Below are 25,133 nucleotides of genomic sequence, written 5' to 3'. Positions count from 1 at the left end.
GTTAGCGTACAAATCCCTTTTCTACTTCACACGGCGTTCAAGGCTGACAATGCGATTGGCTTTTTCCTACATTTTGAGTTCGACCCTGGCCCTGCTGCTGGCCAGCACCGCCGTGATCGCGGCACCGCAACCGTATCTGACCGTGTACGGCGAACCGGCCAAGTACCCCGCCGGCTTTACCCATTTTGACTATGCCAACCCGAACGCCCCCAAGGGCGGCAGCCTGCGCCGCTCGGCCATTGAGATCGGGCGCTTTGACCACGTGTTGCCCTATATCGACAAAGGCATCGGCGTTTCTCAGGTCGACGGCTGGTTGTATGCGCCCCTGGCCCAGCGTTCGCTGGACGAGCCCTATACCGTTTACGGCCTGGTGGCCGAAAAGATGGAGCGCGCCGACGACGGCCTGTCGCTGCGTTTTTTCCTCAACCCCAAGGCCCGCTTTGCCGACGGCAAAGCCATCACCGCCGAAGATGTGCGCTACAGCTTCGACCTGCTGATGACCCAAGGCAGCCTGCGCTTTCGCACCCTGTTTGCCGACGTCAAACACGTCGAAGTCGAGGGCGAACGCCAAGTGCGTTTCGATTTCTCCAGCAATGAAAACCGCACCCTGCCCCTGGACATCGCCACCCTGCCGGTCTTCCCGGAACACTGGTGGAAGACCCGCGACTTCGCCAATGGCGGCGGCTATGAAGCGCCTCTGGGCAGCGGCCCCTATAAAGTCAGCAAGATCGACTCCGGCAGCACCATCACCTTTACCCGCGATCCGAACTGGTGGGGCAAGGACCTGCCCGTCAGCCGTGGCCTGTATAACTTCGATCACCTGAGCCTGGAGTACTTCGGCGACACCGAAGTGGCCCGCCAGGTATTGCGCGGCGGTGCCTACGATTTCAACCGCGAGTTTTCCGCCACCGGTTACTCCATCGGCTACAACGGCCCGGCCCTGGATGACGGTCGACTACAACGCGCGCACCTGGCCAAGGAAATGCCGCAACCAGCCCAGGGTTATGTGTTCAATGTGCAAAAGCCAATGTTCAAGGACCGCCGCGTGCGCCAGGCCCTGGCGATGCTGTGGGACTTCGAATGGGCCAACCGGCAGATGATGCGCAATATGTACATCCGCCAGCAGAGCTTCTTCTCCAACAGCCCGCTGGCGGCCAGCCAGCCGCCGACCCCGGAAGAACTGGCGATTCTTGAACCCTTGCGCGGCCAGGTGCCGGACGAAGTGTTCACCCAGGTGTTCAAGGCGCCTGTCACCGACGGCAGCGGCATGATCCGCGACAAACAACTGCAAGCCCTGGCCTTGTTGGAAGCTGCTGGCTGGAAACCGGACGGCGACAAACTGGTGAATGCCGAGGGCGAACCGCTGGAATTCACTTTCCTTAATGCCCAAAGCGGCATGGAACGCCTGTTGCTGCCGTACAAGCGCAACCTGGCGCAGATCGGTATCACCCTGAATATCCGTCGTATCGACTCCTCTCAGTATGTGAACCGCGTGATGGCACGGGACTACGACATGATCGTCACCGGTTTCCCGGTCACCACCTCGCCCGGCATGGAGCTGTACAACTACTTCGGCTCGGCCGCCGCGTTCGATCCCGGCGCCAACAACTATATGGTGCTCAAGGACCCGGCCGTCGACAGCCTGATCAAGGGCTTGGTCAAGGCCGACACCCAGGCGCAAATGCTCACCTACGCCCACGCGCTGGACCGGGTGCTGCAATGGAATTACCTGTGGATCCCCAACTACTACCCGCCCGGCACGTCCGCCGCATGGTGGAACCGCTTCGGCCGCCCGGCCATCGAGGCGAAAAACGACGAAGCCCTGGAAACCTGGTGGGAAATCAGCCCCACGCCCCTGACCAACGAACAAATGAACGCTGAGTTGAAAAAACGCGGAGGTGCGCGCTGATGTTTGCCTATATCGTGCGGCGCCTGCTGCTGATCATCCCGACGCTGGTGATCATCCTGCTGGTGAATTTCGTGATCGTACAAGCCGCGCCCGGCGGCCCTGTGGAGCAAGCCATTGCCCATTTGCAAGGCATTGGCGGCGGTGGCGTTGGTGGTTCCTCCGGCGAAGGCATCAGCGGCGGCTCCCGTGCCAGCCGTGGCCTGGACCCGAAGTTGATCGCGGACATCGAAAAACAATACGGCTTCGACAAGCCGGCACCTGAACGCCTGTGGCTGATGCTCAAGAGCTACGCGCAACTGGACTTTGGTAACAGCTTCTTTCGCGGCAAGACGGTGATCGACCTGATCCTGGAAAAGATGCCGGTGACCATCTCCCTCGGCCTGTGGGCCACGCTGATCACCTACCTGGTGTCGATCCCCTTGGGGATTCGCAAGGCGGTGCGCCATGGCAGCAGCTTCGATGTGTGGAGCAGCACCGCGATTGTCATCGGCTATGCGATGCCGGCGTTCCTGTTTGCGATGTTCCTGATCGTGGTGTTTGCCGGCGGTACGTCACTGAACTGGTTCCCGGTGCGCGGGCTGGTGTCGGAGAACTTCGAAGACCTCAGCACCGTGGGCAAGATTGCCGACTATTTCTGGCACCTCGTATTGCCGGTCACCTCGCTGGTCATCGGTGGGTTTGCCACGCTGACCATCCTCACCAAGAACTCGTTCTTGAATGAAATCACGCGCCAGTATGTGGTGACCGCCCGTGCCAAGGGCCTGAGCGAACGGCGCGTGTTGTACGGCCATGTGTTCCGTAACGCGATGTTGCTGGTGATCTCGGGGATTCCCCAGGCGTTTATCGCGGTGTTTTTCGCCGGTTCCCTGCTGATCGAGGTGATCTTCTCCCTCGATGGCCTGGGCCGCATGAGCTACGAAGCCGCCGTCTCCCGCGATTATCCGGTGGTCTTCGGTTCGTTGTTTATCTTCACCTTGTTCGGCCTCTTGATAAAACTCATCGGTGACCTCTGCTACACCCTGGTGGACCCGCGTATCGACTTCGCCGCGAGGAACGCCTGATGCTTAACCTGTCTCCGGTGGCGCGCCGCCGTTTCGAGCGTTTCAAGAAAAACCGCCGTGGCTGGTGGTCGCTGTGGCTGTTTATCGGTCTGTTTATCCTGACCCTCGGCGGTGAGCTGATCGCCAACGACAAACCCCTGGTGTTGAGTTTCAAGAACGAACTGTATTTCCCGGTGTTCAAGCGTTACACCGAGCAACAGTTCGGCGGCCAGTTGCCCTTCCAGGCTGACTACCGCAGTGACTACGTGAAAAAGCTGATCGAGCAGGACGGCGGCTGGATGTTGTTCCCACCAATCCCGTTCAGCGACGACACGCCCAACTACGAACTGACCCGCCCTGCCCCCAGCCCGCCCTCGGCGGTGAACTGGCTGGGCACCGATGATCAGTCACGGGATGTGTTGGCGCGGGTGATCTTTGGCGCGCGGGTGTCGATCCTGTTTGCCTTGGCGCTCACCGCGATCAGCGCCGCCATCGGTATTGCAGCCGGTGCGTTGCAGGGTTATTACGGCGGCTGGGTGGATTTGATTGGCCAGCGCGTGCTGGAGGTGTGGTCCGGGCTGCCGGTGCTGTACCTGCTGATCATCCTGTCCGGTTTTGTCGAGCCCAATTTCTGGTGGCTGCTGGGGATCATGGCGCTGTTTTCCTGGCTGGCCCTGGTGGACGTGGTGCGCGCCGAGTTCCTGCGCGGGCGCAACCTGGAATACGTCAAGGCTGCACGGGCCTTGGGTTTGGGTGATGGCAAAATCATTCGCCGGCATATCCTGCCCAATGCCATGACCGCGACCTTGAGCTACCTGCCGTTCATCCTGACCGGCGCGATTTCTACCCTGAGCGCCTTGGATTTCCTCGGTTTCGGCATGCCGGCAGGCAGCGCCTCCCTGGGCGAGCTGATTGCCCAGGGCAAGCAGAACCTGCAAGCGCCCTGGCTGGGCCTGACGGCGTTCTTCACACTGGCGCTGATCCTGTCGCTGCTGGTGTTTATCGGCGAGGCATTGCGTGATGCCTTCGACCCACGCTCATGAGTGACCGCCTATGAACCTGATCGAAATCCGCGACCTCAGCGTCGCCTTCAGCGGCCAGACCGTGGTGCGCAACCTGAGCCTGGACGTACGCCCCGGCGAGTGCCTGGCGCTGGTGGGCGAGTCGGGCTCGGGCAAGTCGGTGACCGCCCACTCGATCCTGCAATTGCTGCCCGAAGCCGGCACCGAAACCACCGGCTCTATCCGCTACCGCGGCCAGGAGCTGATTGGCGCAACGGCGGCGACCCTGCAGAAGCTGCGCGGCAACCGCATTGCGATGATCTTCCAGGAGCCGATGACCTCCCTGAACCCATTGCACAGCATCGAAAAGCAGATCGGTGAAACCCTGCTGCTGCACAAAGGCCTGGGTGGCAAGGCAGCCCAGGCGCGCATTCTGGAATTGCTCGACCTGGTGGGCATCCAGAAACCCCAGGAACGGCTCAAGGCCTATCCCCATCAACTATCCGGCGGGCAACGCCAGCGGGTGATGATCGCCATGGCCCTGGCCTGCGAGCCGGAACTGCTGATCGCCGACGAACCCACCACCGCGTTGGACGTGACTGTGCAGCGCAAGATCCTGCTGCTGCTCAAGTCCCTGCAACAACGCCTGGGCATGTCGCTGCTGCTGATCAGCCACGACCTCAACCTGGTGCGCAGCATTGCCCAGCGCGTGTGCGTGATGCGCGCGGGCGAGATTGTCGAGCAGGCCGACTGCCAGAGCCTGTTCAATGCGCCGCAACATCCTTACAGCCGTTTGCTGCTGGATGCCGAGCCGGACGGTGATGCGCTGTGCAGTGACGAACGCGAAACCGTGTTGCAGGTAGACGACCTGAGCGTGCAATTCCCCCTCGGCGGCGGCTTGTTCCGGCGCAAGATCTACCTGCGTGCAGTGGACGGCATCAGCCTCAGCGTGCAACGCGGCAAGACCCTGGGGATTGTCGGCGAGTCCGGCTCGGGCAAATCCACCCTGGGCCAGGCGATCCTGCGGCTGCTGGACTCCACGGGCAGCATCCGCTTCCAGGGTGAAGCCCTCGACCCGCTGAACCACCAGCAGATGCGCCCATGGCGCAAGCAGATGCAGGTGGTGTTCCAGGACCCTTACGGCAGCCTCAGCCCGCGCATGACCGTGGAGCAGATCATCAGCGAAGGCCTGGAGGTGCATGCGCCGTGCAGCCTGGCCGACCGCGATGCGCAAGTGGTGCAGGTGCTCAAGGATGTGGGCCTCGACCCCGCCAGCCGCCACCGTTACCCCCATGAGTTTTCCGGCGGCCAGCGCCAACGCATTGCCATCGCCCGCGCCTTGGTGCTCAAGCCGGCGCTGATGCTGCTCGACGAACCCACCTCGGCCCTTGACCGCACCGTGCAGAAACAAGTGGTGGGGCTGCTGCGTGAACTGCAGGAGAAATACGGCCTGACTTACCTGTTCATCAGCCATGACCTGGCGGTGGTGCGCGCGATGGCCCACGACATGATCGTGATCAAGGACGGCAAGGTCGTTGAGGCTGGCGCGAGCCATCGGGTGTTTGACGCGCCGCAGCATCCCTACACCCAGGAATTGCTGGCGGCCGCCTGCGGATTATCCTCATGAGTACCAGCCTCACGGATTACCAACAGGTTCGCGGCCTGGCCATTCAGTCGCTGTTCGAGATCATCGAGCAGTCCAGCGAAGGCACGGTGATTGTCGACCGCGACGCGAACATCGTGTGGATGAACGAGCGCTACGCCAAGCGCTTTGGCCTGAAAAGCGCCGACGAAGCCATCGGCCAGCCCTGCGAGCAGGTGATTTCCAACAGCCTGTTGCGCCAGGTGGTGCGCAATGATCAGCCGATCCTGCTGGACATCCAGGACACGCCCAAAGGCCCGCTGGTGGTGATGCGTTTGCCGATCCACAACGATGCCGGCGCGGTGATCGGCGCGATTGGCTTTGCGTTGTTCGATGAACTGCGCAACCTGTCACCGCTGATCGAGCGCTACCTGAGCATGCAGCAGGAGTTGGCCTCGACACGCTCGTTGCTGCGCTCGCGCCAGAGCAAATACAACTTCGCGCACTTTATCGGCACCAGCGCCGCCAGCCTCGAAGTCAAGCGCCGGGCGCGGCGCAGTGCCAGCGCCGAGTCGCCGGTGTTGTTGCTGGGCGAGACCGGTACCGGCAAGGAATTGCTGGCCCAGGCGATTCACGGCGCTTCAAGCCGTGCGCACAAGGCCTTTGTCAGCATCAACAGCGCAGCGATTCCCGCTGACCTGCTGGAGGCCGAGTTCTTCGGCACCGCACCGGGCGCGTTTACCGGCGCCGACCGCAAGGGTCGTGCGGGCAAATTCCAGATTGCCCAGGGCGGCACGCTGTTCCTCGATGAGATCGGTGACATGCCGCTGCCGCTGCAAAGCAAATTGCTGCGGGTATTGCAGGAGAAGGAGTTCGAGCCGGTGGGCTCCAACGAGATGCTGCACAGCGATGTGCGGGTGATCGCGGCGACCTCCATGGATCTTGAAGCGGCGATCAAACGCGGTGAATTCCGCGCCGACTTGTATTACCGGCTGAATGTGCTGCCGATCCAGGTGCCGCCGTTGCGTGAGCGGCTGGAGGATATTCCAGCGTTGAGCGAGGCGATTCTTGAGGAGTTGCGTAGCCAGCATGAACTGGACCGTGAGGCACTGGCCCTGCTGGCACAGCATGCGTGGCCGGGGAATATCCGTGAGCTGCGCAATGTGTTGGAGCGCGCGGCGCTGCTGAGTGATGACCTGGTACTGAATGCCAGGGAAATACGGGCGGCCATTGGCACCTTTACGCCGGTGGCGCGTAGCAGCGCCGTCGCGACGGTTGAGGGGGAAAGTTTCAACGCAGCGCGGGAACGGTTTGATCGGCAGATCATCACGGCAGCGTTGAGGGCATGTGAGGGCAATGTGGTGGAGGCAGCCAAGCAGCTGGGGCTTGGGCGGTCGACGTTGTACAAGAAGATGGTAGCGTTGGGTATAGAGCAGTCTCAATAAAGAGACTTAAATCTCAATATATAGATGAACTATTGTGGGAGCTGGCTTGCCTGCGATAGCGGTGGTTCAGCTGGTCAGTTTGTAGCTGACACACCGCTATCGCAGGCAAGCCAGCTCCCACATTTGATCTCTGCCCGTCTCAAAAGAGAGACTACATTCAAGAAAGTCGCCACAAAATTTAATAAATTGCATAAATATCAACAAGTTATGGTTTTGGCACACATCTCGCTATAGCCCCTCCCTACAGCAACACCCCACAAAAATAACAATCCGATGGAGACACACCATGAGTGTGATCATTGCCCTGGCAGCGCTCGCGTTGCTGATGCTGGCTGCCTACCGTGGCTATAGCGTTATCCTGTTTGCCCCCATCGCCGCCCTCGGCGCTGTCCTGCTTACCGATCCGTCCGCCGTCGCGCCTGCCTTTACCGGGGTGTTCATGGAGAAGATGGTCGGCTTTATCAAACTGTATTTCCCGGTGTTCCTGCTCGGCGCGGTGTTCGGCAAGCTGATCGAGCTGTCGGGCTTTTCGCGCTCCATCGTGGCCGCAGCAATCCGTCTGCTCGGCACGCGCCAGGCGATGCTGGTTATCGTGCTGGTCTGCGCCCTGCTCACCTACGGTGGCGTGTCGCTGTTTGTGGTGGTGTTTGCGGTGTACCCGTTCGCGGCGGAAATGTTCCGCCAGAGCAATATCCCGAAACGCCTGATCCCGGCGACCATCGCCCTTGGCGCGTTCTCGTTCACCATGGACGCCCTGCCCGGCACGCCGCAGATCCAGAACATCATCCCCAGTACTTTCTTCAACACCACGGCCTGGGCCGCGCCATGGCTGGGCCTGATCGGTACGATCTTCGTGTTCTGCGCCGGCATGCTGTACCTGGCACGCCAGCGCAACAAGGCGCAACGGGCCGGTGAAGGCTACGGCACCGAACTGCGCAACGAGCCGGAAACGGCCGACAACCTGGCGCTGCCCAACCCCTGGATCGCGCTTTCGCCGCTGATTCTGGTGGGCGTGATGAACCTGCTGTTCACCCACTGGATCCCGCAGTGGTACGGCAAGACCCACAGCCTCGCACTGCCAGGCATGACCACGCCGGTGACCACCGAAATCGCCAAGCTCACCGCGATCTGGGCGGTGCAAGCGGCGTTGCTGGTGGGCATCGTCATGGTGTTGGTGTTTGGCTGGTCGGCGATCAAGAGCAAACTCGCCGAAGGCAGCAAAAGCGCGGTCAGCGGTGCGTTGCTGGCGGCGATGAACACCGCGTCCGAATACGGCTTTGGTGCCGTGATCGCCTCGCTGCCAGGCTTTCTGGTGTTGGCGGACTGGCTCAAGGGCATCCCTAACCCACTGGTCAACGAAGCGATTACCGTGACCCTGTTGGCCGGTATCACCGGTTCCGCGTCGGGTGGCATGAGCATCGCCCTGGCAGCCATGTCCGAGAGCTTTATTTCGGCAGCCCATGCGGCCAATATCCCCCTTGAAGTGCTGCACCGCGTCGCGGCCATGGCCAGCGGCGGCATGGACACCCTGCCCCACAACGGCGCGGTGATCACGCTGCTGGCGGTCACCGGCCTGACGCACCGCGAAGCCTACAAGGACATTTTCGGCATCACGATCATCAAGACCCTCGCGGTGTTCGTGGTGATCGGTACTTTCTACGCCACCGGCATTGTGTGAGGTTTTCATGACGACATTGAACGGCAAGACCGCCCTGGTCACCGGCTCCACCAGCGGCATCGGCTTAGGCATTGCCTTGAGCCTGGCCAAGGCCGGCGCCAACCTGATCCTCAACGGCTTCGGCGACGCCAGCGCGGTGATCGCCCAGGTACAGGCGTTCGGCGGCAAGGTCGGCCATCACCCGGCGGACGTCAGCGACCCGGCGCAAATCGCCGACATGATCGCCTACGCCGAGCGTGAATTCGGCGGCGTGGATATCCTGGTGAACAATGCCGGCATTCAACATGTGGCGGCGGTGGAAGACTTCCCGGCGGAGCGCTGGGACTCGATCATTGCGATCAACCTGTCGTCGGTGTTCCACAGCACACGCTTGAGCTTGCCGGGCATGAAGGCCAAGGGCTGGGGACGTATTGTCAATATCGCCTCGGTGCATGGCCAGGTCGGTTCGGTGGGCAAGGCGGCGTATGTGGCAGCCAAACACGGCGTGATTGGCTTGACCAAGGTCGTCGGCCTGGAAACCGCCACCAGCAACGTGACCTGCAACGCCATCTGCCCCGGCTGGGTGCTGACGCCGCTGGTGCAGAAGCAGATTGATGACCGTGCCGCCGCCGGCGTTGACCCGCAGCAGGCGCAGCATGATCTGTTGGCGGAGAAGCAGCCGTCGCTGGAGTTTGTCACGCCGCCGCAACTGGGCGAGCTGGTGCTGTTCTTGTGCAGCGAAGCCGGCAGCCAGGTGCGCGGCGCCGCGTGGAATATCGACGGCGGCTGGCTGGCCCAGTAGATCAAGCACCGATAATCCAATGTGGGAGCTGGCTTGCCTGCGATAGCGGTGGGTCAGTTAACCCATCGCAGACTGACACACCGCTATCGCAGGCAAGCCAGCTCCCACAGTTTAGATCTGCGTTGGTTCAAGAATAAGAGGCAGCTCTATGTCCGACATCCTCTGGCAACCCTCCCCGGAACGCATCGCCCACACGCGGATGGACCAGTTCCGGCGCTACATCAACCAGCGCTACAGCGTGCAGCTGCGCGACTACCCGGCGCTTCATCAGTGGAGCATCGACCAGCGCGCGGATTTCTGGCGGGCGATCGTGGAATACTTCGACGTGCAATTTCGCAATCCGCCCACGGCGGTGCTGATCGAAGACGCCGAGATGCCCAGCGCCCAATGGTTTCCCGGCGCGACCCTGAACTTCGCCGAGCACCTGTTGCGCCGTCGCGACGATCACCCCGCCGTGGTCGCCCTCAGCGAAGACGGCCAGCGCGAGCAATTGACCTACGCCGAACTGGCGGCCCATGTCGCCGGCCTGCAAAACAGCCTGCGGGCGGCCGGTGTCGTGCAGGGTGACCGCGTCGCGGCCTGCATGCCCAACACCTGGCAAACCCTGGTGGGCATGCTTGCCACCACCAGCCTGGGCGCGATCTGGTCATGTTCGTCGCCGGATTTCGGCACCCAGGGCGTGATCGACCGGTTCGGCCAGATCGAACCCAAAGTGCTGATCACCTGCGCCGGTTATCGTTATGCTGGCAAAACCATCGACCAGACCGCCAAGCTCAATGAAATCCTCGAACGCCTGCCGTCCCTGGAGCAGTTGATCGTCGTGCCGTACGCGCGTCCCCAGGCAAGGATCGAGGACTATCAAACCCACGCCCGCGTCGCGCTGTGGCAGGACTTCTACCAGCCCGGCGGCGCGCCTGAATTCGTCGCGGTGCCGTTCGACCATCCGCTGTACATCCTCTATTCCAGCGGCACCACCGGCGTGCCCAAGTGCATCATCCACGGCACCGGCGGCGTGCTGCTCACCCACCTCAAGGAACACGGCCTGCATGCCGACCTGTCCCGCGAGGACTGCCTGTTCTACTACACCACCTGCGGCTGGATGATGTGGAACTGGCTGGTGTCGGTACTGGCCATCGGCGCCACGGCGGTGCTGTATGACGGTTCGCCGTTTCATCCGGGGCCCGAGCGTTTGATCGACCTGATCGATGCCGAGAAGATCAGCGTGTTCGGCACCAGCCCCAAGTTTCTCGCCACGCTGGAAAAAGCCGGCTTGCAACCGCGCCTGAGCCACGACCTGAGCAGTCTCAAAGGCTTGATTTCGACCGGTTCGCCCCTGTCGCCGCAGAGCTACGACTACGTGTACCGCGAGATCAAGGGCGAGCTGTGCCTTTCCTCCATGTCTGGCGGCACCGATATCGTCTCCTGCTTTGTGATCGGCAACCCGGTGCTGCCGGTGCGTCGCGGTGAAATGCAGTGCAAGAGCCTGGCGATGGCCATTGAGGTGTGGGACGACCAGGGCCGGCCGTTGGTCGGCGAAAAAGGCGAGCTGGTGTGCACCCGGCATTTCCCGGCCATGCCCATCGGGCTATGGAACGATCCAGAGCGCAAGAAACTGCGCGCTTCGTATTTCAGCCAATTTCCCGGTGTCTGGGCTCAGGGGGACTACGCCGAACAGCGCCCCAATGGCAGCCTGTTGATTCACGGGCGCTCCGATGCCGTACTCAACCCCGGTGGCGTGCGGATCGGCACGGCCGAGATTTACCGCCAGGTGGAAAAAGTCCCACAGGTCCAGGAAAGCCTGGCCATCGGCCAACGCTGGCAGGACGACGTGCGCGTGGTGCTGTTCGTGCGCCTCAACGAGGGTGTCGAGCTGGACGACGCGCTGGAGCAGCAGATCCGCCAGGTTATCCGCGCCAACACCACACCGCGCCATGTGCCGGCGAAGATCCTCGCTGTCACCGATATCCCCCGCACCATCAGCGGCAAGATCGTCGAATTGGCGGTGCGCAATGTGGTGCACGGCGAGCCAGTGAAGAACACTGACGCCCTGGCCAACCCGCAGGCGCTGGAGCAGTTTCGCGACCGGCCTGAACTGGCGAACGGATGAAAGGTTTCAGCGCTGACGTACTCATTTGAAGACAAACCCCGAATGCATGCTATTTTTCGAGGGTAGTCACCCATTCCCAAGTCACGGGATAATGGGTGTTGTCATCTTTTTTCAAAGCGTTACGCTCAGGGCTTTTTCATGATTGGAACATCCACCGGTAGCGAAGCCGCTGCGTTGATTGCGCGGCTGGACTGGGCGCAAAGCCCGCTCGGTGAGGCCAGTGATTGGCCGCAAAGCCTGCGCACCGCCGTGGATATCGTTGTCCACTCGCCGATGCCGATGCTGCTGCTGTGGGGCAGCCAGCTCACGCAGCTTTACAACGACGGCTTCGCCCAACTCGCCGGCAACAAACACCCTGAAGCGATGGGCCAGCCGGCGCATCAGACCTGGCCGGAGCTGGAAGGCTTTACCGCGCCGATCTACGACGCCGTGCTCAGCGGCCAGGTGCGCACCTTCAGCGAGCAGCGGTTCGTGCTGCAACGCAACAATCGCGACACGGAAATCTGGCTGGACCTGACCTACAGCCCGATCCGCGATGAAAGCGCCCGTGTGGCCGGGATTCTGGTCACGGCCATCGAAACCAACGAACGCCGCAAGGCCCAACACAACACCGAACAACGCTTGCAGTTGGCCTTGGCCGCCACCGACGCGGTAGGCACCTGGGATTGGGACATCGGCGAAGACCGCTTTATCGCCGACGCGCACTTCGCCTACTTGCACGGCGTCGACCCCAGCGATGCGCGTTCGTTGCCGATCAGCGATTACCTGCACGGCGTGCACCCGGAAGACCGTGGCATGGTGGCGCGCAGCATCAAGCACTGCATCACCTTTGGCACCGAATACGCCGAGGAGTATCGCTTGCTGCAAGCCGACGGCCAGGTACGCTGGGTATTCGCCCGTGGCCGTTGCTACAAGGACCATCAAGGCCGCCCGGCACGTTTTCTCGGGGCCGCGCTGGACCTCACCGAGCGCAAGAACACCGAGCAGGCCTTGCGTCAGAGCCAGACCGAATTGCAACTGATCATCAACGCCATGCCGGTGTTGATCGGTTATGTCGACCATGAACAGCGCTTTCGCCTGAACAACAGCGCGTACCTGGAATGGTACGGCATGACGCCCCAGGAGCTGTACGGCAAGACCATCCGCGAAGTGCTCGGCGAGGAGGTGTACGCCGGGCGTGAAGACAAGATCGCCGCCGCGCTCAAGGGCAAGGCCTGCAGCTTCATGACCATCACTCCGCACCACGATGGCCGTCCGCGCCATGCGTTGATGAAGTACCTGCCGCGTTTCAGCAATGACGGTTCAGTCAATGGTTTCTACATCTTCGTGATCGACGAGACCGAACGCAAACTCACCGAAGAAGCCCTGCGCCACCTCAACGAAAACCTTGAAGAACGCGTGGCCCAGCGCACCCAGGCCCTGGCCGAAGCCAATCAGCGCCTGCAAAACGAGATGTACGAGCGTGAGCGTGCCGAAGACGCGTTGCGCCATGCGCAAAAGATGGAAGCCGTGGGCCAGCTCACCGGTGGCATTGCCCACGACTTCAATAATATGCTCACCGGTATCATCGGCAGCCTGGACCTGATGCAGCGCTATATCGCCGCCGGGCGCAGTGACGAGATCGGCCGTTTTACCGATGCCGCCGTGTCCTCGGCCCATCGCGCGGCCGCCCTCACCCACCGTTTGCTGGCGTTCTCGCGCCGTCAGTCGCTGGACCGGCGCCCGTTGGACCCCAACCAATTGGTCGCCTCCCTGGAAGACTTGTTCCGCCGCACCAAAGGCGCGCACATCGGGCTCAAGGTGCAACTGGGCCACGACATCTGGCCGGTGAACACCGACGCCAGCCAACTGGAAAACGCCCTGCTCAATCTGGTGATCAACGCGCGCGACGCCATGCCCGATGGCGGCGAACTGCTGATCGAAACCGCCAACAGTTACCTGGACGGCACCGACATCACCACCCTTGAACCGGTCAAGGCCGGCGACTACGTGATGCTCGGCGTGTGCGACAACGGCACTGGCATGGCGCCGAAGATCCTGGCCAAGGCGTTCGACCCGTTCTTCACCACCAAGCCCATCGGCCAGGGCACTGGCCTGGGTCTGTCGATGATCTACGGGTTTGCCCAGCAGTCCGGTGGTCATGTGACCATTCACAGCGAACCCGGCCAGGGCACCTGCGTGCGTCTGTACCTGCCGCGCCTGTATGGCACGGCGCTGGAAAGCAGTTTACCTGCCAGCCTCGGTGAAGCACCGGTGGCCCTGGCCGGCGAAGCCGTGGTGGTGGTCGAAGACGACCCGGCAGTGCGCATGCTGGTGGTCAATGTGCTCGACGAACTGGGTTACACCGCGCACCAGGCGGCGGATGCGCGGGCGGCACTGCCGCTGCTGGAGTCTGACCTGCGCGTCGACTTGTTGGTCACCGATGTTGGCCTGCCGGGCATGAATGGCCGGCAATTGGCGGAGATTGCCCGTCAACACCGACCTGGCTTGCGCGTCTTGTTCATGACCGGTTATGCCGAAAAAGCCGCCGAACGCCAGGGATTCCTGGAGGACGGCATGGACATGGTCGCCAAGCCGTTCTCCATCGACCTGCTGGCCACCAAAATCCGTAGCATGATCAGCGTCGACGCATGAGTTCAGGCATAATCGCGCGCCGTCGCACACCTGGTAGAGATCAATGAAAGCCCAAGCCCGTCATATCCTGGTGAAAACCAGCGAAGAAGCCGAACAACTCAAGCAGCGCATTGCCAAGGGCGAAGCCTTTGATGTGTTGGCCAAGAAGTACTCCACCTGCCCGTCCGGCAAGCGTGGCGGCGATTTGGGTGAAGTGCGGCCAGGGCAGATGGTGGGGGCGATTGATGCGGTGATCTTCAAGAAGCCGGTGAAGGTGGTTCACGGGCCGATCAAGAGCAAGTTCGGGTATCACTTGGTGCAGGTGTTTTACCGCGACTGACAGGCATGTAGCCGGCCCATTGTGGAGAGCGGGCTTCCTGTGGCGAGCGGGCTTGCCCCGCGTTGGAGTGCGCAGCGCTCCCGCTTTTTTTGGGGGCCGCTGCGCAGCCCAACGCGGGGCAAGCCCGCTCGCCACAACAGATCCGCTTAACCTTTGGGGATGAGTGCGCCAGGCACTTGGATGACCCGGCTTGCCAACCGATGTCCCGCTAACGCGGCTTGCTCAGGCGAACAACCTTTAAGCCGACTGGCCAAATACGCCGCACTGAACGAATCCCCCGCCGCTGTCGTGTCCACCACCTTTTCCACCTTCAGCGCCGGCACACCAAAACGCTCGCCCTTGCAACGGATCAGACAGTCCTCCGCCCCACGCTTGAGCACCACTTCTTCAATCCCCGGATACGCCGCGAACACCTGCTCGCTGTCGGCATAACCAAACAACGCACGCTCGTCGTCCTCGGTCAGCAAGGCGATATCCACCTCGGCCAACACACGGTGATACGCCGCGCGCGCCGCGTCCACACTGGCCCACAGACGCGGCCGATAGTTGTTGTCGAACACCACCTTGCCCCCTCGCCGACGGGTCTCGACCAAGGTTTTCAGCAAACGCTCACGGCCGATATCACCCAACACCGCCAGGGTGATGCCGCTGAAATACACCACGTCGTAGTCCGGCAACGCGGCCAGGATCGGCTCGGCGGCGGGCGTGGTGAAACAGTCACGCACGGCGGCTTCGTTGCGCCAGTAGAGGAATTTGCGTTCGCCATTGGCGTCGGTCTGGATGCAGTACAAACCCGGGAGGCGTCCGGGCAGGCGCTGGACCATGGCCAGGCCCAGGCCTTCCTGCGCCCATTGCTGGCACATGGCATCGCTGAAGCTGTCATCGCCCAGGGCGGTGACGTAATCAACGTTGCCCGTTTCGCCCAGCTCGCGGCGCAGGTACACCGCCGCATTTAAAGTGTCGCCGCCGAAGCTCTGGTGCAGGCTGCCGTCGGCGCGGTGTTGCAGTTCGATCATGCATTCGCCGATCAGGGCGATGCGGGGTTGGGTGGGCATGGCGATTGTCTCGGTTGGGGCTGATGGCCCCTTCGCGAGCAAGCCCGCTCCCACATTTGGAATGCATTTCAAGTGTGGGAGCGGGCTTGCTCGCGAAGGGAGCGACGCGGTCTAGAAGCAGGTCTGCAGGCTCTCGATCACCTGCAACTGCTCATCCACCAGGCAGCCGACCTGCCACTTGTCGAACGTCAGGCAAGGATGGGAAGTACCAAACGAAATGATGTCGCCAATACGCAACTCAACCCCCGGCGCCACGGTCATGAACGCATGCTGGTCCATCACCGCGGTGACCTTGCACGTGCCCACATCATCACCTTCTGCCGGCAAAATACCGGCCTTGTAGCGTTTGAGCGGCACCGGCAAACCGGCGTCGTAGGCCACGTCACGTTTGCCCAGGGCGATCACCGCAAAGCCCGGTTCGGGCAACGATTGCACATGAGCCCAGACTTCCAGCGCTGGGCGCAGGCCTTCGCTGAGGTCGCTGCGACGGTCGAGCACGCAGCATTGCGCCTCTTTGTAGATGCCGTGGTCATGAGCTACGTAGCTGCCAGGGCGCAATACGCTGAGGAAGCGGCCAGCAGCGTTCTGTTCTTCAAACGACTCGGCAATCAGGTCGTACCAGGCCGAACCCGACGCCGTGACGATGGGCTTGGGCAGGTCGAAAGAACCATTGTTCTGCAGGTCTACCGCCAGGCGCACCAGGCTGGCGGCGAAATCGCGAATGCCGCTGATCGCGTGTTCGCCATGAATCACGCCTTCGTAGCCTTCGATCCCGGTGAGGGCCAGGGCCGGTTGGGCCTTGATCGCCTTGGCCAGGTCGCGCACTTCCTGCTCGCTGCGGCAGCCGCAACGACCGCCGACCACGCCGTATTCGATCATCACGTTCAGGCGCAGTCCACGGGCGGCGAAGAACAGGCCCAGGTCGGCGACGTTGTCCGGGTGATCGACCATGCAGTGGAAGTCGAAGTCCTTGTCGGCCAACAGGTCAGCAATCAACGCCATATTCGGCGCGCCTACCAGTTGGTTGGCCATCAGCACGCGACGCACGCCACCGGCATAGGCGGCACGGGTCTGCACGGCATTGGCCAGGGTGATGCCCCAGGCGCCCGCTTCGATCTGGCGCTGAAACAGTGCCGGCATCATGCTGGTCTTGCCATGGGGCGCCAGCTCCGCGCCGCTCTTGCTGACGAAGTCCTGCATCCAGCGGATGTTGTGTGCCAGGGCGTCACGGTGCAGCACCAGGGCAGGCAGGCTGACGTCACGGACCAGGTGGGCCCCGACGGCGGCGGCGCCTTTTTCAACGGCATTGATGGCAGACATGGAAAACTCCTATTCGTTGATACGCCGGGCCAGGTTGTTGGCGCTGTCGATCAACACCCGGCGATAGTCGTTGTAGTTTTTTGTGGCATCGGCGCGTGGGGCGACGATGCACAGCGTCGCGATGCTGATACCTTGCGCGTCCCGCACCGGGGCGGCAAAGCAATGGGTAAAGGTGTCGGCCACGCTGTCGAAGGAAAAGAAGCCATCGAGGGTGGCCTGACGGATTTGCGCCAGGAAGGTCTCCAGCGGCAGGCGCTGACCGTCCGGCAGGATGAAGTCGTCGCAGTCGATCAGGTCGATGATCTGTTGATCGCTCAAGTGCCCCAGCAACAGACGGCCGGAAGCGGTCCACGGGATGGGAGCGTTTTCGCCGATGTCCGAAGAAATACGGAAATGCCGCTCGCCCTCACGCATCAGCGCCACCGTGTATTTACGCCCGTTGAGCAGGCACATCTGCGCGGTTTCGTGGGTCTGGCTGACGATCTCCTGCAGCGCGTGATCGGCCTCGCGGGTCAGGTCGAAATGGCGCAGGTGCGCCTGGCCCAGGAAGTACAGCTGGCGGCCGAGGTAGACGTGACCGTCCTTGCCTACCGTTTCCAGGATGCGCCGCTCAAGCAGCGACGCCACCAGTTCATAGACGGTGGACTTGGGGCTGCCGATGCCGCTGGCAATATCATTCGGGCGCAGGGGCTGGCCGATTTCCTTGAGAAAATCGAGGATATCGAATGCACGGTCCAGGCCTTTGGCGCGGCGTTTGATGGTGTCTTCGGTCATGGCAGTGTGTGTCCGGTCATAGTGGTAATGCTGCGCAGAGCCCCCTGTGGGAGCGGGCTTGCCCGCGATAGCGGTGGTTCAGTAACACATAGGTTGCCTGACACTCGGTCATCGCAGGCAAGCCAGCTCCCACAGTTGATCTTCAATGGTCTCAAGATTGAGGGCAATTTAGCCTTTTTTCTTGTACGCCACGCAATCGATCTCCACCTTGCAATCGACCATCATGTTGGCCTGCACGCAGGCCCGCGCCGGGGCGTGCTCCGGGGTGAAGTATTCGCCGAACACCTTGTTGAAACTCCAGAAGTCCCGCGGGTCTTCCAGCCACACGCCGACGCGCACGACATCCTTCAATTCGTAACCGGCTTCTTCGAGGATCGCCACCACGTTGCGCATGGTCTGGCGGGTCTGTTCGATGATGCCGCCGGTGATGATTTCGCCGTCCACCGCAGGCACTTGGCCTGAGACGTACAACCAACCATCGGCTTCCACCGCACGGGCGAAAGGACGGGGTTGGCCACCGCCGGCTGTGCTACCGGCACCGTAACGAGTAATGCTCATAAAAAAGGCTCCTGATTAAAAACGAATGTTCTTGAGAAATTCCGCCAGGCGCGGCGATTGCGGGCGCTCGAAGATGTCCTTCGAGGTGCCCTGCTCTTCAATGCGGCCCTGGTTCATGAAAACGATCTTGTCCGAGACTTCGTAGGCAAAGCGCATTTCGTGGGTGACCAGCAACATAGTCATGCCCTCTTCCGCCAGGCCTTTGATCACGCTGAGCACTTCGCCCACCAACTCCGGGTCGAGGGCCGAGGTGACTTCGTCGAACAGCATCAGGCTGGGGTTCATGGCAATGGCGCGGGCAATGGCCACACGCTGTTGCTGGCCGCCGGACAGTTGGCCGGGGAAGTGATTGCGACGCTCCAGAAGGCCGACGCGGTCCAGCCATTTTTCTGCGAGTGCGACGGCTTCGTCCTTGCCCATCTTCTTGACCTTGAGCAGGCCGAGGGTGACGTTCTGCAAGGCCGTCAGGTGTGGAAACAGGTTGAATTGCTGGAACGCCATGCCGGTCATCGCACGGTGCTGGGCAATCACCCGCTCGGGGTGGCGCACGCGTTTGCCGGCGATTTCGCTGTAGCCGATGGACTCGCCATCCAGGGTGATCTGGCCGCCCTGGAACTCTTCCAGCAGGTTGACGCAACGCAACAGCGTGGTCTTGCCCGAGCCACTGGAGCCGATCAAGGTCACCACGTTGCCACGCTGCATGGACAGGTCGACGCCCTTGAGCACTTCCACTTGGCCGTATTGCTTACGCAGGCCACGGATGTTCAGCAGCGGTTGGTTGGTTTGAGGTTGGTTCATGGCAAGGCCACCCGCTTTTCAATGTAGCGCCCGAATAACTCGATGGCGTAGTTGATGACAAAGAACATAAAGCCTGCGAACAGGTAGAACTCCAGGGTCATGAAGGTGCGTGCGATCACTTGCTGGGTACTGAGCAGCAACTCGGCCACACCGATCACCGACAGCAGCGTCGAGGCCTTGACGATCTCCGTGGAGGAGTTGACCCAGGTCGGCAAAATCTGACGCAGCGCCTGGGGCAGCAGCACGTAGCCCAGGGACTGGTAGAACGTCAGGCCGATCGCCTTGCCCGCTTCCAGTTGCCCACGGGGAATGGCTTGCAGCGCGCCGCGCACGATCTCGGAGACGTGGGAGCCACAGAACAGCGTCAACCCGACCGCACCGGCCTGGAACGCGGTGATCTGCCAACCGAGCGCCGGCAGCATGTAGAAACACGCCAGCACCAGCACAAACACCGGCGTGCCACGGATCAGGTCGACATACAGACGAAACGGCGCACGCATCCAGAACTTGCCGTAGGTCAGGATCAACCCGGCGAAAATTCCGATCAGGGTGCCGAAGATAATCGCCAGCGCCGAAACATAAACACTGGCCTGAAAGCCCGCCCACAAGGTATCCCGGGCGATCCACAACTCATGCAGCCAGCTTGGGGACTCGTACATGAAAGCCCTCCTTAACGACGGATCGCCAGACGCTGTTCCAGGTAACGGAGCAGCATGGCAATGAGGTAACAGGCAGCCACGTAGAGCGCCGTCGTGACCAGCCAGGTTTCAATCACCCGGTAGCTTTCGACATTGATCTTGCGGGCGTAATAGGTCAGCTCCGGCACCGCGATGGCGGCAGCGAGGGAGGTGTCCTTGAACAGCGAAATGAAGTTGTTCGACAGCGCGGGCAGCACGTTGCGCAGCATCACCGGTACGGTGATGTAGGCGCGGATACGCCACTCGCCCAGGCCGATGGCCAGCCCGGCTTCGCGCAAGCCCTTGGGAATATTCAACAGCCCGGCGCGGAACACTTCGGTCAAGTAGGCACCGGCGTACAGCGACAAGGTGATGATAAACGACGGGATCTTGTCCAGACGGATCCCCAGGCTGGGCAATGCAAAGTAGATCAACAGGATCAACACGAGGATCGGCGTATTGCGCACCACCGTCACGTACACCGAGGCGAAGACCCGCAACGCACGGTGCTTGGAGAGCATGGCAAAGGCCATCATCAGGCCGATCACGCAGCCGATGGCGATCGACAGCAGCGCCAGTTCAAGGCCCAGGCCGAGCCCCGCCAGCAAGCTGGGGAAGTCGCGCCACACGGCGGCAAAGTTCAACTGATAGTTCATGGTCAGCAGTACCTGATTGGGGCGCCGTCAGCGACGCCCCAGGTTTTCGATTTACTTGAACTCAACCGGGAAGCCGATCGCAGGTTCCGGTAGGTCCACACCGAACCATTGCTTGAACGAGGCCTTGTAGGTCGGGAACTCGACACCGGTCATGGCTTCATGCAGCGCGGTGTTGACGAAGTTCAGCCAGTCCTGGTCGCCACGCTTGACGGCGCACGCGTAGGTCTGCGGGCTCCAGGCGTACGTCGGGCTGCGGTAGCGGCCTGGGTTCTGCACCATCAGGTATTTGACCGAGGACTGGTCGGTGGCGGCGGCATCGGCGCGACCGGAGTTCACGGCCTGGTACATCAGGTCGACGCTGTCGTACTGGTCGACCTTGGCCTTGGGCAGCGCCTGGTGCACCAGCTCTTCGGCGTACACGTTTTGCAGCACGGCCACGGTAACGCTGTCGCCGGCGGCTTGCAGGTCTTCAATCTCTTTGTACTTGCTGTTGTTCGGCAGCAGCAAGCCCACGCCTTCGCGGTAGTACGGCAGGGTGAAAGCCACCTGCTGGGCGCGGCTGGCGGTGACGGTGATGAACTGGCAACTCATGTCGACCTTGTTGGTCAGCAGGTTGGGAATCCGCGCGTCCGACGACTGCACCACGAACTCGACTTTGCTCGGGTCGTTGAACAAGCCCTTGGCCACGATGCGGCCGATATCAATATCAAACCCCTGCAACTTGCCATCCGCTCCCTGGAAGTGCCACGGCGCATTGGTACTGCCTGTACCCACGATCAGGTGCCCACGCTTGAGCACATCATCGAGCTTGCTGTCCGCCGCCTGCACGATGCTGGCGAGGGAAGCCGATGCGGCGAAGAGAAAAACACACGCTTTAAACACGGAAGGTCGGTGATGCATGACAAGCACTCCAGGAGTTGTGTATTCCGCTATACCGGAACTTAGTATGTAACAACGGAATAGACAGCAGAAAGTGTGCCACACGCGGTAACAGAAAAAAACGACATGGGTAAATCTGTTCTAAATCAATTAGATAAAAGATGATGTGGAGTAAGGCGTTAAGCCAGCACCTGAAATCACTTTGCTACCCAAGGCCCCACACAGCGGTGACAGGCCCCACTTGCGTGCGCCACAAAGTCGTTACCGCGCACCGTTGCAGTGCGTCTTGCACGTGGAAAAATCCCCATGCTGGGCTAGCCTTGGCACATTCATTCCGACAAGGACTCCGCCCTGATGAAGTTGCGCCTCACCCTGGTTTTGCTGTCCTTTCTGGTGGCCGGCAGTGCCTCGGCCAGTAACGACCGCCGCGCGTGCAAGGAAGAACTGCGCAAGCTCAACGCAGCCCTGAGCACCAACTACACCAGCCAGAATCACCATGGTTACCGCCAGGCGAAGGCCTCAAGGGATAACCTTGAATACAAGAAGTGCGCAAGCCAGGCGCGCAAGGCGCGAGAGCGCTTGGAGCGCGATACGGACCTGTGAAAGTTGACAGTAGACGCAAGGCGTTTGCCGATTTAGTGTGAGCCAAACGACTTACGGATGAGCGCCAATGGACTACGTCAATGCCGTCATCGAGGACAAGGCAGCCTTTGAGCGGGCGCTGGACACACCTCTTGCCGTGTTTGTGGTGTTTGTGTCACCCGGCTGTACCGCTTGCGAGGACGCGCTGCCACGCTTTGTGCGTTTGATCGAACCCTACCGGGCACAGATCAAGGTGCTGATTCTCGACTGCACAAACACCCCCCGACATCCGGCCGTCACCCGAGTTCCGATGCTGCTGGTCTACCAGAACAGCACCTTATTGGAAACGCTCCCCGGCCTCGGCGAGCGCGCCACTCTGGATATATTGAACAAATACGCCTGAACCCCGCACTGGCGAGGCACCGACCAGCGTCTACTCTGCTCAATGCCGTCTCAGCCGATCCAGGGTCAGCAATGTTCAAGACCATTGAAGCCGAAGTCCTCAAGAAACAGCCCTCACCCGCCCTGCAACGTGAGTTCGCCCAGCATGATTTCGAGCGACTCAAGCCCTTCTGCCTGCTGATCTACATCGCGAGCATCTGCATCTGGCTGGTGTTCGACCTGATTGTCAGCTTTCCGGGCGGCCAGGGTTTTACCGGGCTTTCGATGCTCTTTCTCGCGCTGTTGACCATCAATACCATTGCCCTGGGTTTCACCCGTAACGCCCAGCACTTCCAGTGGATCAACCTGATATTCGTCGCGGTCATCGCCCTCGGCACCCGCTTGCTGATCGAAGGCTTGCCAATGGATCTGCACCCCAGTTGGTTGATCCTGGCGGCGTCGAGCATTCTCTACAGCGCATCGGTGCTACCACTCAAGCATTGGTCGTTCATCGCGACAATGCTGATCACCTGGGCATTGCTCAACCCGTTTCACCTGGCCCAACTCTCATTGCTGGAAGTGCGTGGCGCCCTGGTGACTTTCTATTCGGTTTTTCTGACCTTCCTGACGCTCTACAGCTTTCTGAAACTGCGCCAGGCCAAGCTGCATAACTTCATCATGTCCCGACTGCTGCTGGATCAGGCGTACCTCGACACCCTCACCGAAATCCCCAACCGCCGCTCCTTCATGACCAGCGCCGGAAAAAAGCTCAGCCAACAGCCCAAGGCGCACGATCACTACCTGGCGATGATCGACATCGACAACTTCAAGAAAGTGAATGACGTGTATGGCCACGATATTGGCGATGAAGTCCTCAAGCGTGTGGCTCAGGACATCAAGACGGTCATGGTCGACTTCGATTACGCCCGGCTGGGCGGCGAAGAATTCGGGATCTACTTGGCGGGCGTGCGCCGCGAGGATGCGGCGCACTTGGCGAACCTGCTCTGTGCCCGAGTGCGTGAGGAAGCGACCCAGCACCCGGTGACTATCAGCATCGGCCTGGCCCGGGTGGAGGACGGCGAAACCCTGAACCAGGCACTGATCAAGGCGGACCAGGCGCTGTATGTGTCAAAGCACGCCGGAAAGGACCGCTTTACGTTTCACGCACCATAGACACCTGGGTCACGCGCCGCTCCTCGACGGCCGCCACACTCAGGCGCCAGCCTTCATGCACCAGGCTGTCGCCCACCACGGGCAGGCGGTCCAGCAGGCTCATCACCAGGCCGGCCAAGGTCTGGTAATCGTCGGTCGCGACCGCGTTGAAGCCCGTGCGCTGACGCACCTGATTGAGGTTCAGCGCACCATTGGCGCGAAAACCTGCGCCCTCTTCGACGATATCCGGCCCCTCGATCTCGCTGGCGTCCGGCAACTCACCGGCGATGGACTCGAGAATGTCGGTCATGCTCAACACGCCCATGAAGTCACCGAATTCGTTGATCACGAACGCAATGTGGGTAGATTCCTGACGCATCTGCTCCAGGGCGTTGAGCACCGAAAAGCTGTCCAGCAGGTTGATCGCCCGGCGTGCCAAGTACTCCAGGTTCGGCTCATGACCGGCCAGGTATTCCTTGAGCAGCTCTTTCTTGTGCACGAAGCCCAGCGGCTCATCCACGGCGCCGTTGCGGATCAACGGCAGGCGCGAGTAGGACGAATGCATCAGTTTCAGGCGAATACTCTCGGGATCGTCCGCCAGGTCGATGCAGTCGACCTTGGCCCGTGGTGTCATCAGTGTGCGAATCGGCCGTTCGGCCAGTTGCAGCACGCCACTGATCATCACGCGCTCACGTCGATCAAACAGCGGGCCTTGCGCCGCATCCGGCTCGCCCAACAGGTCGGCAACCTCTTCGCTCACCTCTTCCACCGCCAGACTCCGACCACCCAGCAAGCGCATCACCGCATGAGCCGTGCGCTCACGCACCGGCAACACACCTTGCGCCGACTTCTTGCGGCGGGCTCGTGCGATCTGGTTGAACAACTCGATGAGGATCGAAAAACCGATCGCCGCGTACAGGTAGCCTTTCGGAATATGGAAGCCCAGGCCTTCGGCGGTCAGGGCGAAGCCGATCATCATCAAGAAGCCCAGGCACAACATGATCACCGTCGGGTGCGCATTGACGAAGCGGGTCAATGGCTTGCTCGCCACGATCATCACGCCGATGGACACGATCACCGCGATCATCATCACCGCCAGTTCGTCCACCATGCCCACGGCGGTAATCACCGCGTCAAGGGAGAACACCGCATCGAGCACCACGATCTGCGCCACGATCGGCCAGAACATCGCGTAGGCGGCATTGCCTGTGCGCTGGGCCACGTGGCCTTCTAGCCGTTCGTGCAATTCCATGGTGGCCTTGAACAACAGGAACACACCACCGAACAGCATGATCAGGTCACGGCCCGAGAAGCTCTTGTCGAACACCTCGAACAGCGGCTGGGTCAGGGTTACCAGCCAGGAAATACTCGCCAACAAGCCCAGGCGCATCAGCAATGCCAGGGACAGGCCAATCAACCGCGCACGGTCACGCTGCTCCGGCGGCAGCTTGTCCGCCAGGATTGCGATAAACACCAGGTTGTCGATGCCCAGCACCAGTTCCAGCACAATCAAGGTCAACAGGCCGAGCCAGGCCGTTGGATCCGCTAACCATTCCATTTATTAAGTCTCTTCAGTCATCGATTTTCAGAATGCCGGACACGGCAAGGCGCGGTCAGTGGACCGGTACAAGGTTAGCAGTCGGAATACGGGGTGCTTCAGAGGGAACAGCGGCAGCGGTTGTCTTGGGGAAAGACGACTGGGAGGCTCCGAGAGGGTGTTCATGCAAATCCTGCGATGACAAAAGGACTTGAATCGTACAGCCGAAACAGAAAATTCCCACAACGCAAAACTATTACAAGATCTG

At 61.2% G+C, this 25,133-nt stretch carries 22 protein-coding genes; 13 read left to right on the top strand and 9 right to left on the bottom strand.

The window, feature by feature from the left end; genetic code table 11:
• Positions 1 to 49: 49 nt before the first annotated feature.
• From ACP7BX_RS27645 to ACP7BX_RS27600, 10 genes are all read left to right on the top strand, one after another.
• The gene (locus ACP7BX_RS27645; RefSeq protein ID WP_177112375.1) at positions 50 to 1,909 is read left to right on the top strand and encodes an extracellular solute-binding protein; all 1,860 of its coding nucleotides are present in this window, start codon (positions 50 to 52) and stop codon (positions 1,907 to 1,909) included.
• The gene (locus ACP7BX_RS27640; RefSeq protein WP_178951644.1) at positions 1,909 to 2,970 is read left to right on the top strand and encodes a microcin C ABC transporter permease YejB; all 1,062 of its coding nucleotides are present in this window, start codon (positions 1,909 to 1,911) and stop codon (positions 2,968 to 2,970) included. Before ACP7BX_RS27645 ends, ACP7BX_RS27640 begins: the two co-directional genes overlap by 1 nt.
• Positions 2,970 to 3,992, top strand: a complete 1,023-nt coding sequence (locus ACP7BX_RS27635) for an ABC transporter permease (RefSeq protein ID WP_028616409.1) — start codon at positions 2,970 to 2,972, stop codon at positions 3,990 to 3,992. Before ACP7BX_RS27640 ends, ACP7BX_RS27635 begins: the two co-directional genes overlap by 1 nt.
• 10 nt (positions 3,993 to 4,002) lie before the next feature.
• Positions 4,003 to 5,577 (top strand): ABC transporter ATP-binding protein, encoded by a 1,575-nt coding sequence (locus tag ACP7BX_RS27630; protein WP_426131964.1) that lies wholly within the window; start codon positions 4,003 to 4,005, stop codon positions 5,575 to 5,577.
• Positions 5,574 to 6,977: a sigma-54 interaction domain-containing protein gene (locus ACP7BX_RS27625; RefSeq protein WP_016976576.1), complete on the top strand. Its 1,404-nt coding sequence runs from the start codon at positions 5,574 to 5,576 to the stop codon at positions 6,975 to 6,977. The genes ACP7BX_RS27630 and ACP7BX_RS27625 overlap by 4 nt, the downstream gene beginning before the upstream one ends.
• Before the next feature lie 286 nt (positions 6,978 to 7,263).
• Positions 7,264 to 8,655 carry a GntP family permease gene (locus ACP7BX_RS27620; protein ID WP_033902346.1) on the top strand — a complete coding sequence of 464 codons (1,392 nt, stop codon included), beginning with the start codon at positions 7,264 to 7,266 and terminating at the stop codon, positions 8,653 to 8,655.
• Positions 8,656 to 8,662: 7 nt separating this feature from the next.
• Positions 8,663 to 9,436, top strand: a complete 774-nt coding sequence (locus ACP7BX_RS27615; RefSeq protein WP_033902345.1) for a 3-hydroxybutyrate dehydrogenase — start codon at positions 8,663 to 8,665, stop codon at positions 9,434 to 9,436.
• A gap of 148 nt (positions 9,437 to 9,584) precedes the next feature.
• Positions 9,585 to 11,543 carry an acetoacetate--CoA ligase gene (locus ACP7BX_RS27610; protein WP_426131961.1) on the top strand — a complete coding sequence of 653 codons (1,959 nt, stop codon included), beginning with the start codon at positions 9,585 to 9,587 and terminating at the stop codon, positions 11,541 to 11,543.
• A 138-nt stretch (positions 11,544 to 11,681) separates the two neighbouring features.
• Positions 11,682 to 14,177 carry a PAS domain-containing protein gene (locus ACP7BX_RS27605; protein ID WP_426131959.1) on the top strand — a complete coding sequence of 832 codons (2,496 nt, stop codon included), beginning with the start codon at positions 11,682 to 11,684 and terminating at the stop codon, positions 14,175 to 14,177.
• Between the two features lie 43 nt (positions 14,178 to 14,220).
• The gene (locus tag ACP7BX_RS27600) at positions 14,221 to 14,496 is read left to right on the top strand and encodes a peptidylprolyl isomerase (protein WP_003174397.1); all 276 of its coding nucleotides are present in this window, start codon (positions 14,221 to 14,223) and stop codon (positions 14,494 to 14,496) included.
• 146 nt (positions 14,497 to 14,642) lie between these two features.
• Here the strand turns inward: ACP7BX_RS27600 and ACP7BX_RS27595 are convergent, their stop codons facing one another.
• The 8 genes from ACP7BX_RS27595 to ACP7BX_RS27560 form a co-directional block, all read right to left on the bottom strand.
• Positions 14,643 to 15,551: a sugar kinase gene (locus ACP7BX_RS27595; RefSeq protein ID WP_426132085.1), complete on the bottom strand. Its 909-nt coding sequence runs from the start codon at positions 15,549 to 15,551 to the stop codon at positions 14,643 to 14,645.
• Between the two features lie 111 nt (positions 15,552 to 15,662).
• The gene (locus ACP7BX_RS27590) at positions 15,663 to 16,871 is read right to left on the bottom strand and encodes an amino acid deaminase (RefSeq protein ID WP_426132086.1); all 1,209 of its coding nucleotides are present in this window, start codon (positions 16,869 to 16,871) and stop codon (positions 15,663 to 15,665) included.
• 9 nt (positions 16,872 to 16,880) lie between these two features.
• On the bottom strand, positions 16,881 to 17,645 hold the full coding sequence (locus tag ACP7BX_RS27585) for an IclR family transcriptional regulator (RefSeq protein WP_426132087.1): 765 nt from the start codon (positions 17,643 to 17,645) through the stop codon (positions 16,881 to 16,883).
• Between the two features lie 168 nt (positions 17,646 to 17,813).
• A complete protein-coding gene (locus ACP7BX_RS27580) occupies positions 17,814 to 18,203 on the bottom strand; it encodes a RidA family protein (RefSeq protein ID WP_010210958.1) in 390 nt (129 codons plus the stop codon).
• A 15-nt stretch (positions 18,204 to 18,218) separates the two neighbouring features.
• Positions 18,219 to 19,001: an amino acid ABC transporter ATP-binding protein gene (locus ACP7BX_RS27575; RefSeq protein WP_065907741.1), complete on the bottom strand. Its 783-nt coding sequence runs from the start codon at positions 18,999 to 19,001 to the stop codon at positions 18,219 to 18,221.
• Positions 18,998 to 19,660, bottom strand: coding sequence for an amino acid ABC transporter permease (locus ACP7BX_RS27570; RefSeq protein WP_095016607.1), 663 nt, complete (start codon positions 19,658 to 19,660; stop codon positions 18,998 to 19,000). The genes ACP7BX_RS27575 and ACP7BX_RS27570 overlap by 4 nt, the downstream gene beginning before the upstream one ends.
• Positions 19,661 to 19,671: 11 nt before the next feature.
• Positions 19,672 to 20,334: an amino acid ABC transporter permease gene (locus ACP7BX_RS27565; RefSeq protein ID WP_010210962.1), complete on the bottom strand. Its 663-nt coding sequence runs from the start codon at positions 20,332 to 20,334 to the stop codon at positions 19,672 to 19,674.
• A 51-nt stretch (positions 20,335 to 20,385) separates the two neighbouring features.
• The gene (locus tag ACP7BX_RS27560) at positions 20,386 to 21,234 is read right to left on the bottom strand and encodes a transporter substrate-binding domain-containing protein (RefSeq protein WP_033902337.1); all 849 of its coding nucleotides are present in this window, start codon (positions 21,232 to 21,234) and stop codon (positions 20,386 to 20,388) included.
• Between the two features lie 333 nt (positions 21,235 to 21,567).
• Here ACP7BX_RS27560 and ACP7BX_RS27555 point away from each other — a divergent pair, with 333 nt between their 5' ends.
• From ACP7BX_RS27555 to ACP7BX_RS27545, 3 genes are all read left to right on the top strand, one after another.
• Positions 21,568 to 21,816, top strand: coding sequence for a hypothetical protein (locus ACP7BX_RS27555; protein WP_426132088.1), 249 nt, complete (start codon positions 21,568 to 21,570; stop codon positions 21,814 to 21,816).
• Positions 21,817 to 21,883: 67 nt separating this feature from the next.
• Complete coding sequence (locus ACP7BX_RS27550) at positions 21,884 to 22,198, top strand: thioredoxin domain-containing protein (protein ID WP_426132089.1); 315 nt, start codon at positions 21,884 to 21,886, stop codon at positions 22,196 to 22,198.
• A 71-nt stretch (positions 22,199 to 22,269) separates the two neighbouring features.
• Positions 22,270 to 23,349, top strand: a complete 1,080-nt coding sequence (locus ACP7BX_RS27545; RefSeq protein ID WP_426132090.1) for a diguanylate cyclase domain-containing protein — start codon at positions 22,270 to 22,272, stop codon at positions 23,347 to 23,349.
• On the opposite strand, the gene ACP7BX_RS27540 is transcribed toward ACP7BX_RS27545, so the two are convergent.
• Positions 23,330 to 24,886 (bottom strand): TerC family protein, encoded by a 1,557-nt coding sequence (locus tag ACP7BX_RS27540; protein ID WP_426132091.1) that lies wholly within the window; start codon positions 24,884 to 24,886, stop codon positions 23,330 to 23,332. The two genes, ACP7BX_RS27545 and ACP7BX_RS27540, sit on opposite strands and share 20 nt — an antisense overlap.
• Positions 24,887 to 25,133: the final 247 nt, after the last annotated feature.

This window comes from Pseudomonas sp. DWP3-1-3b3, from assembly GCF_049896305.1.
GTDB lineage: Bacteria > Pseudomonadota > Gammaproteobacteria > Pseudomonadales > Pseudomonadaceae > Aquipseudomonas > Aquipseudomonas azotoformans_A.
This window is presented reverse-complemented; position numbering and strand designations above follow the sequence as displayed.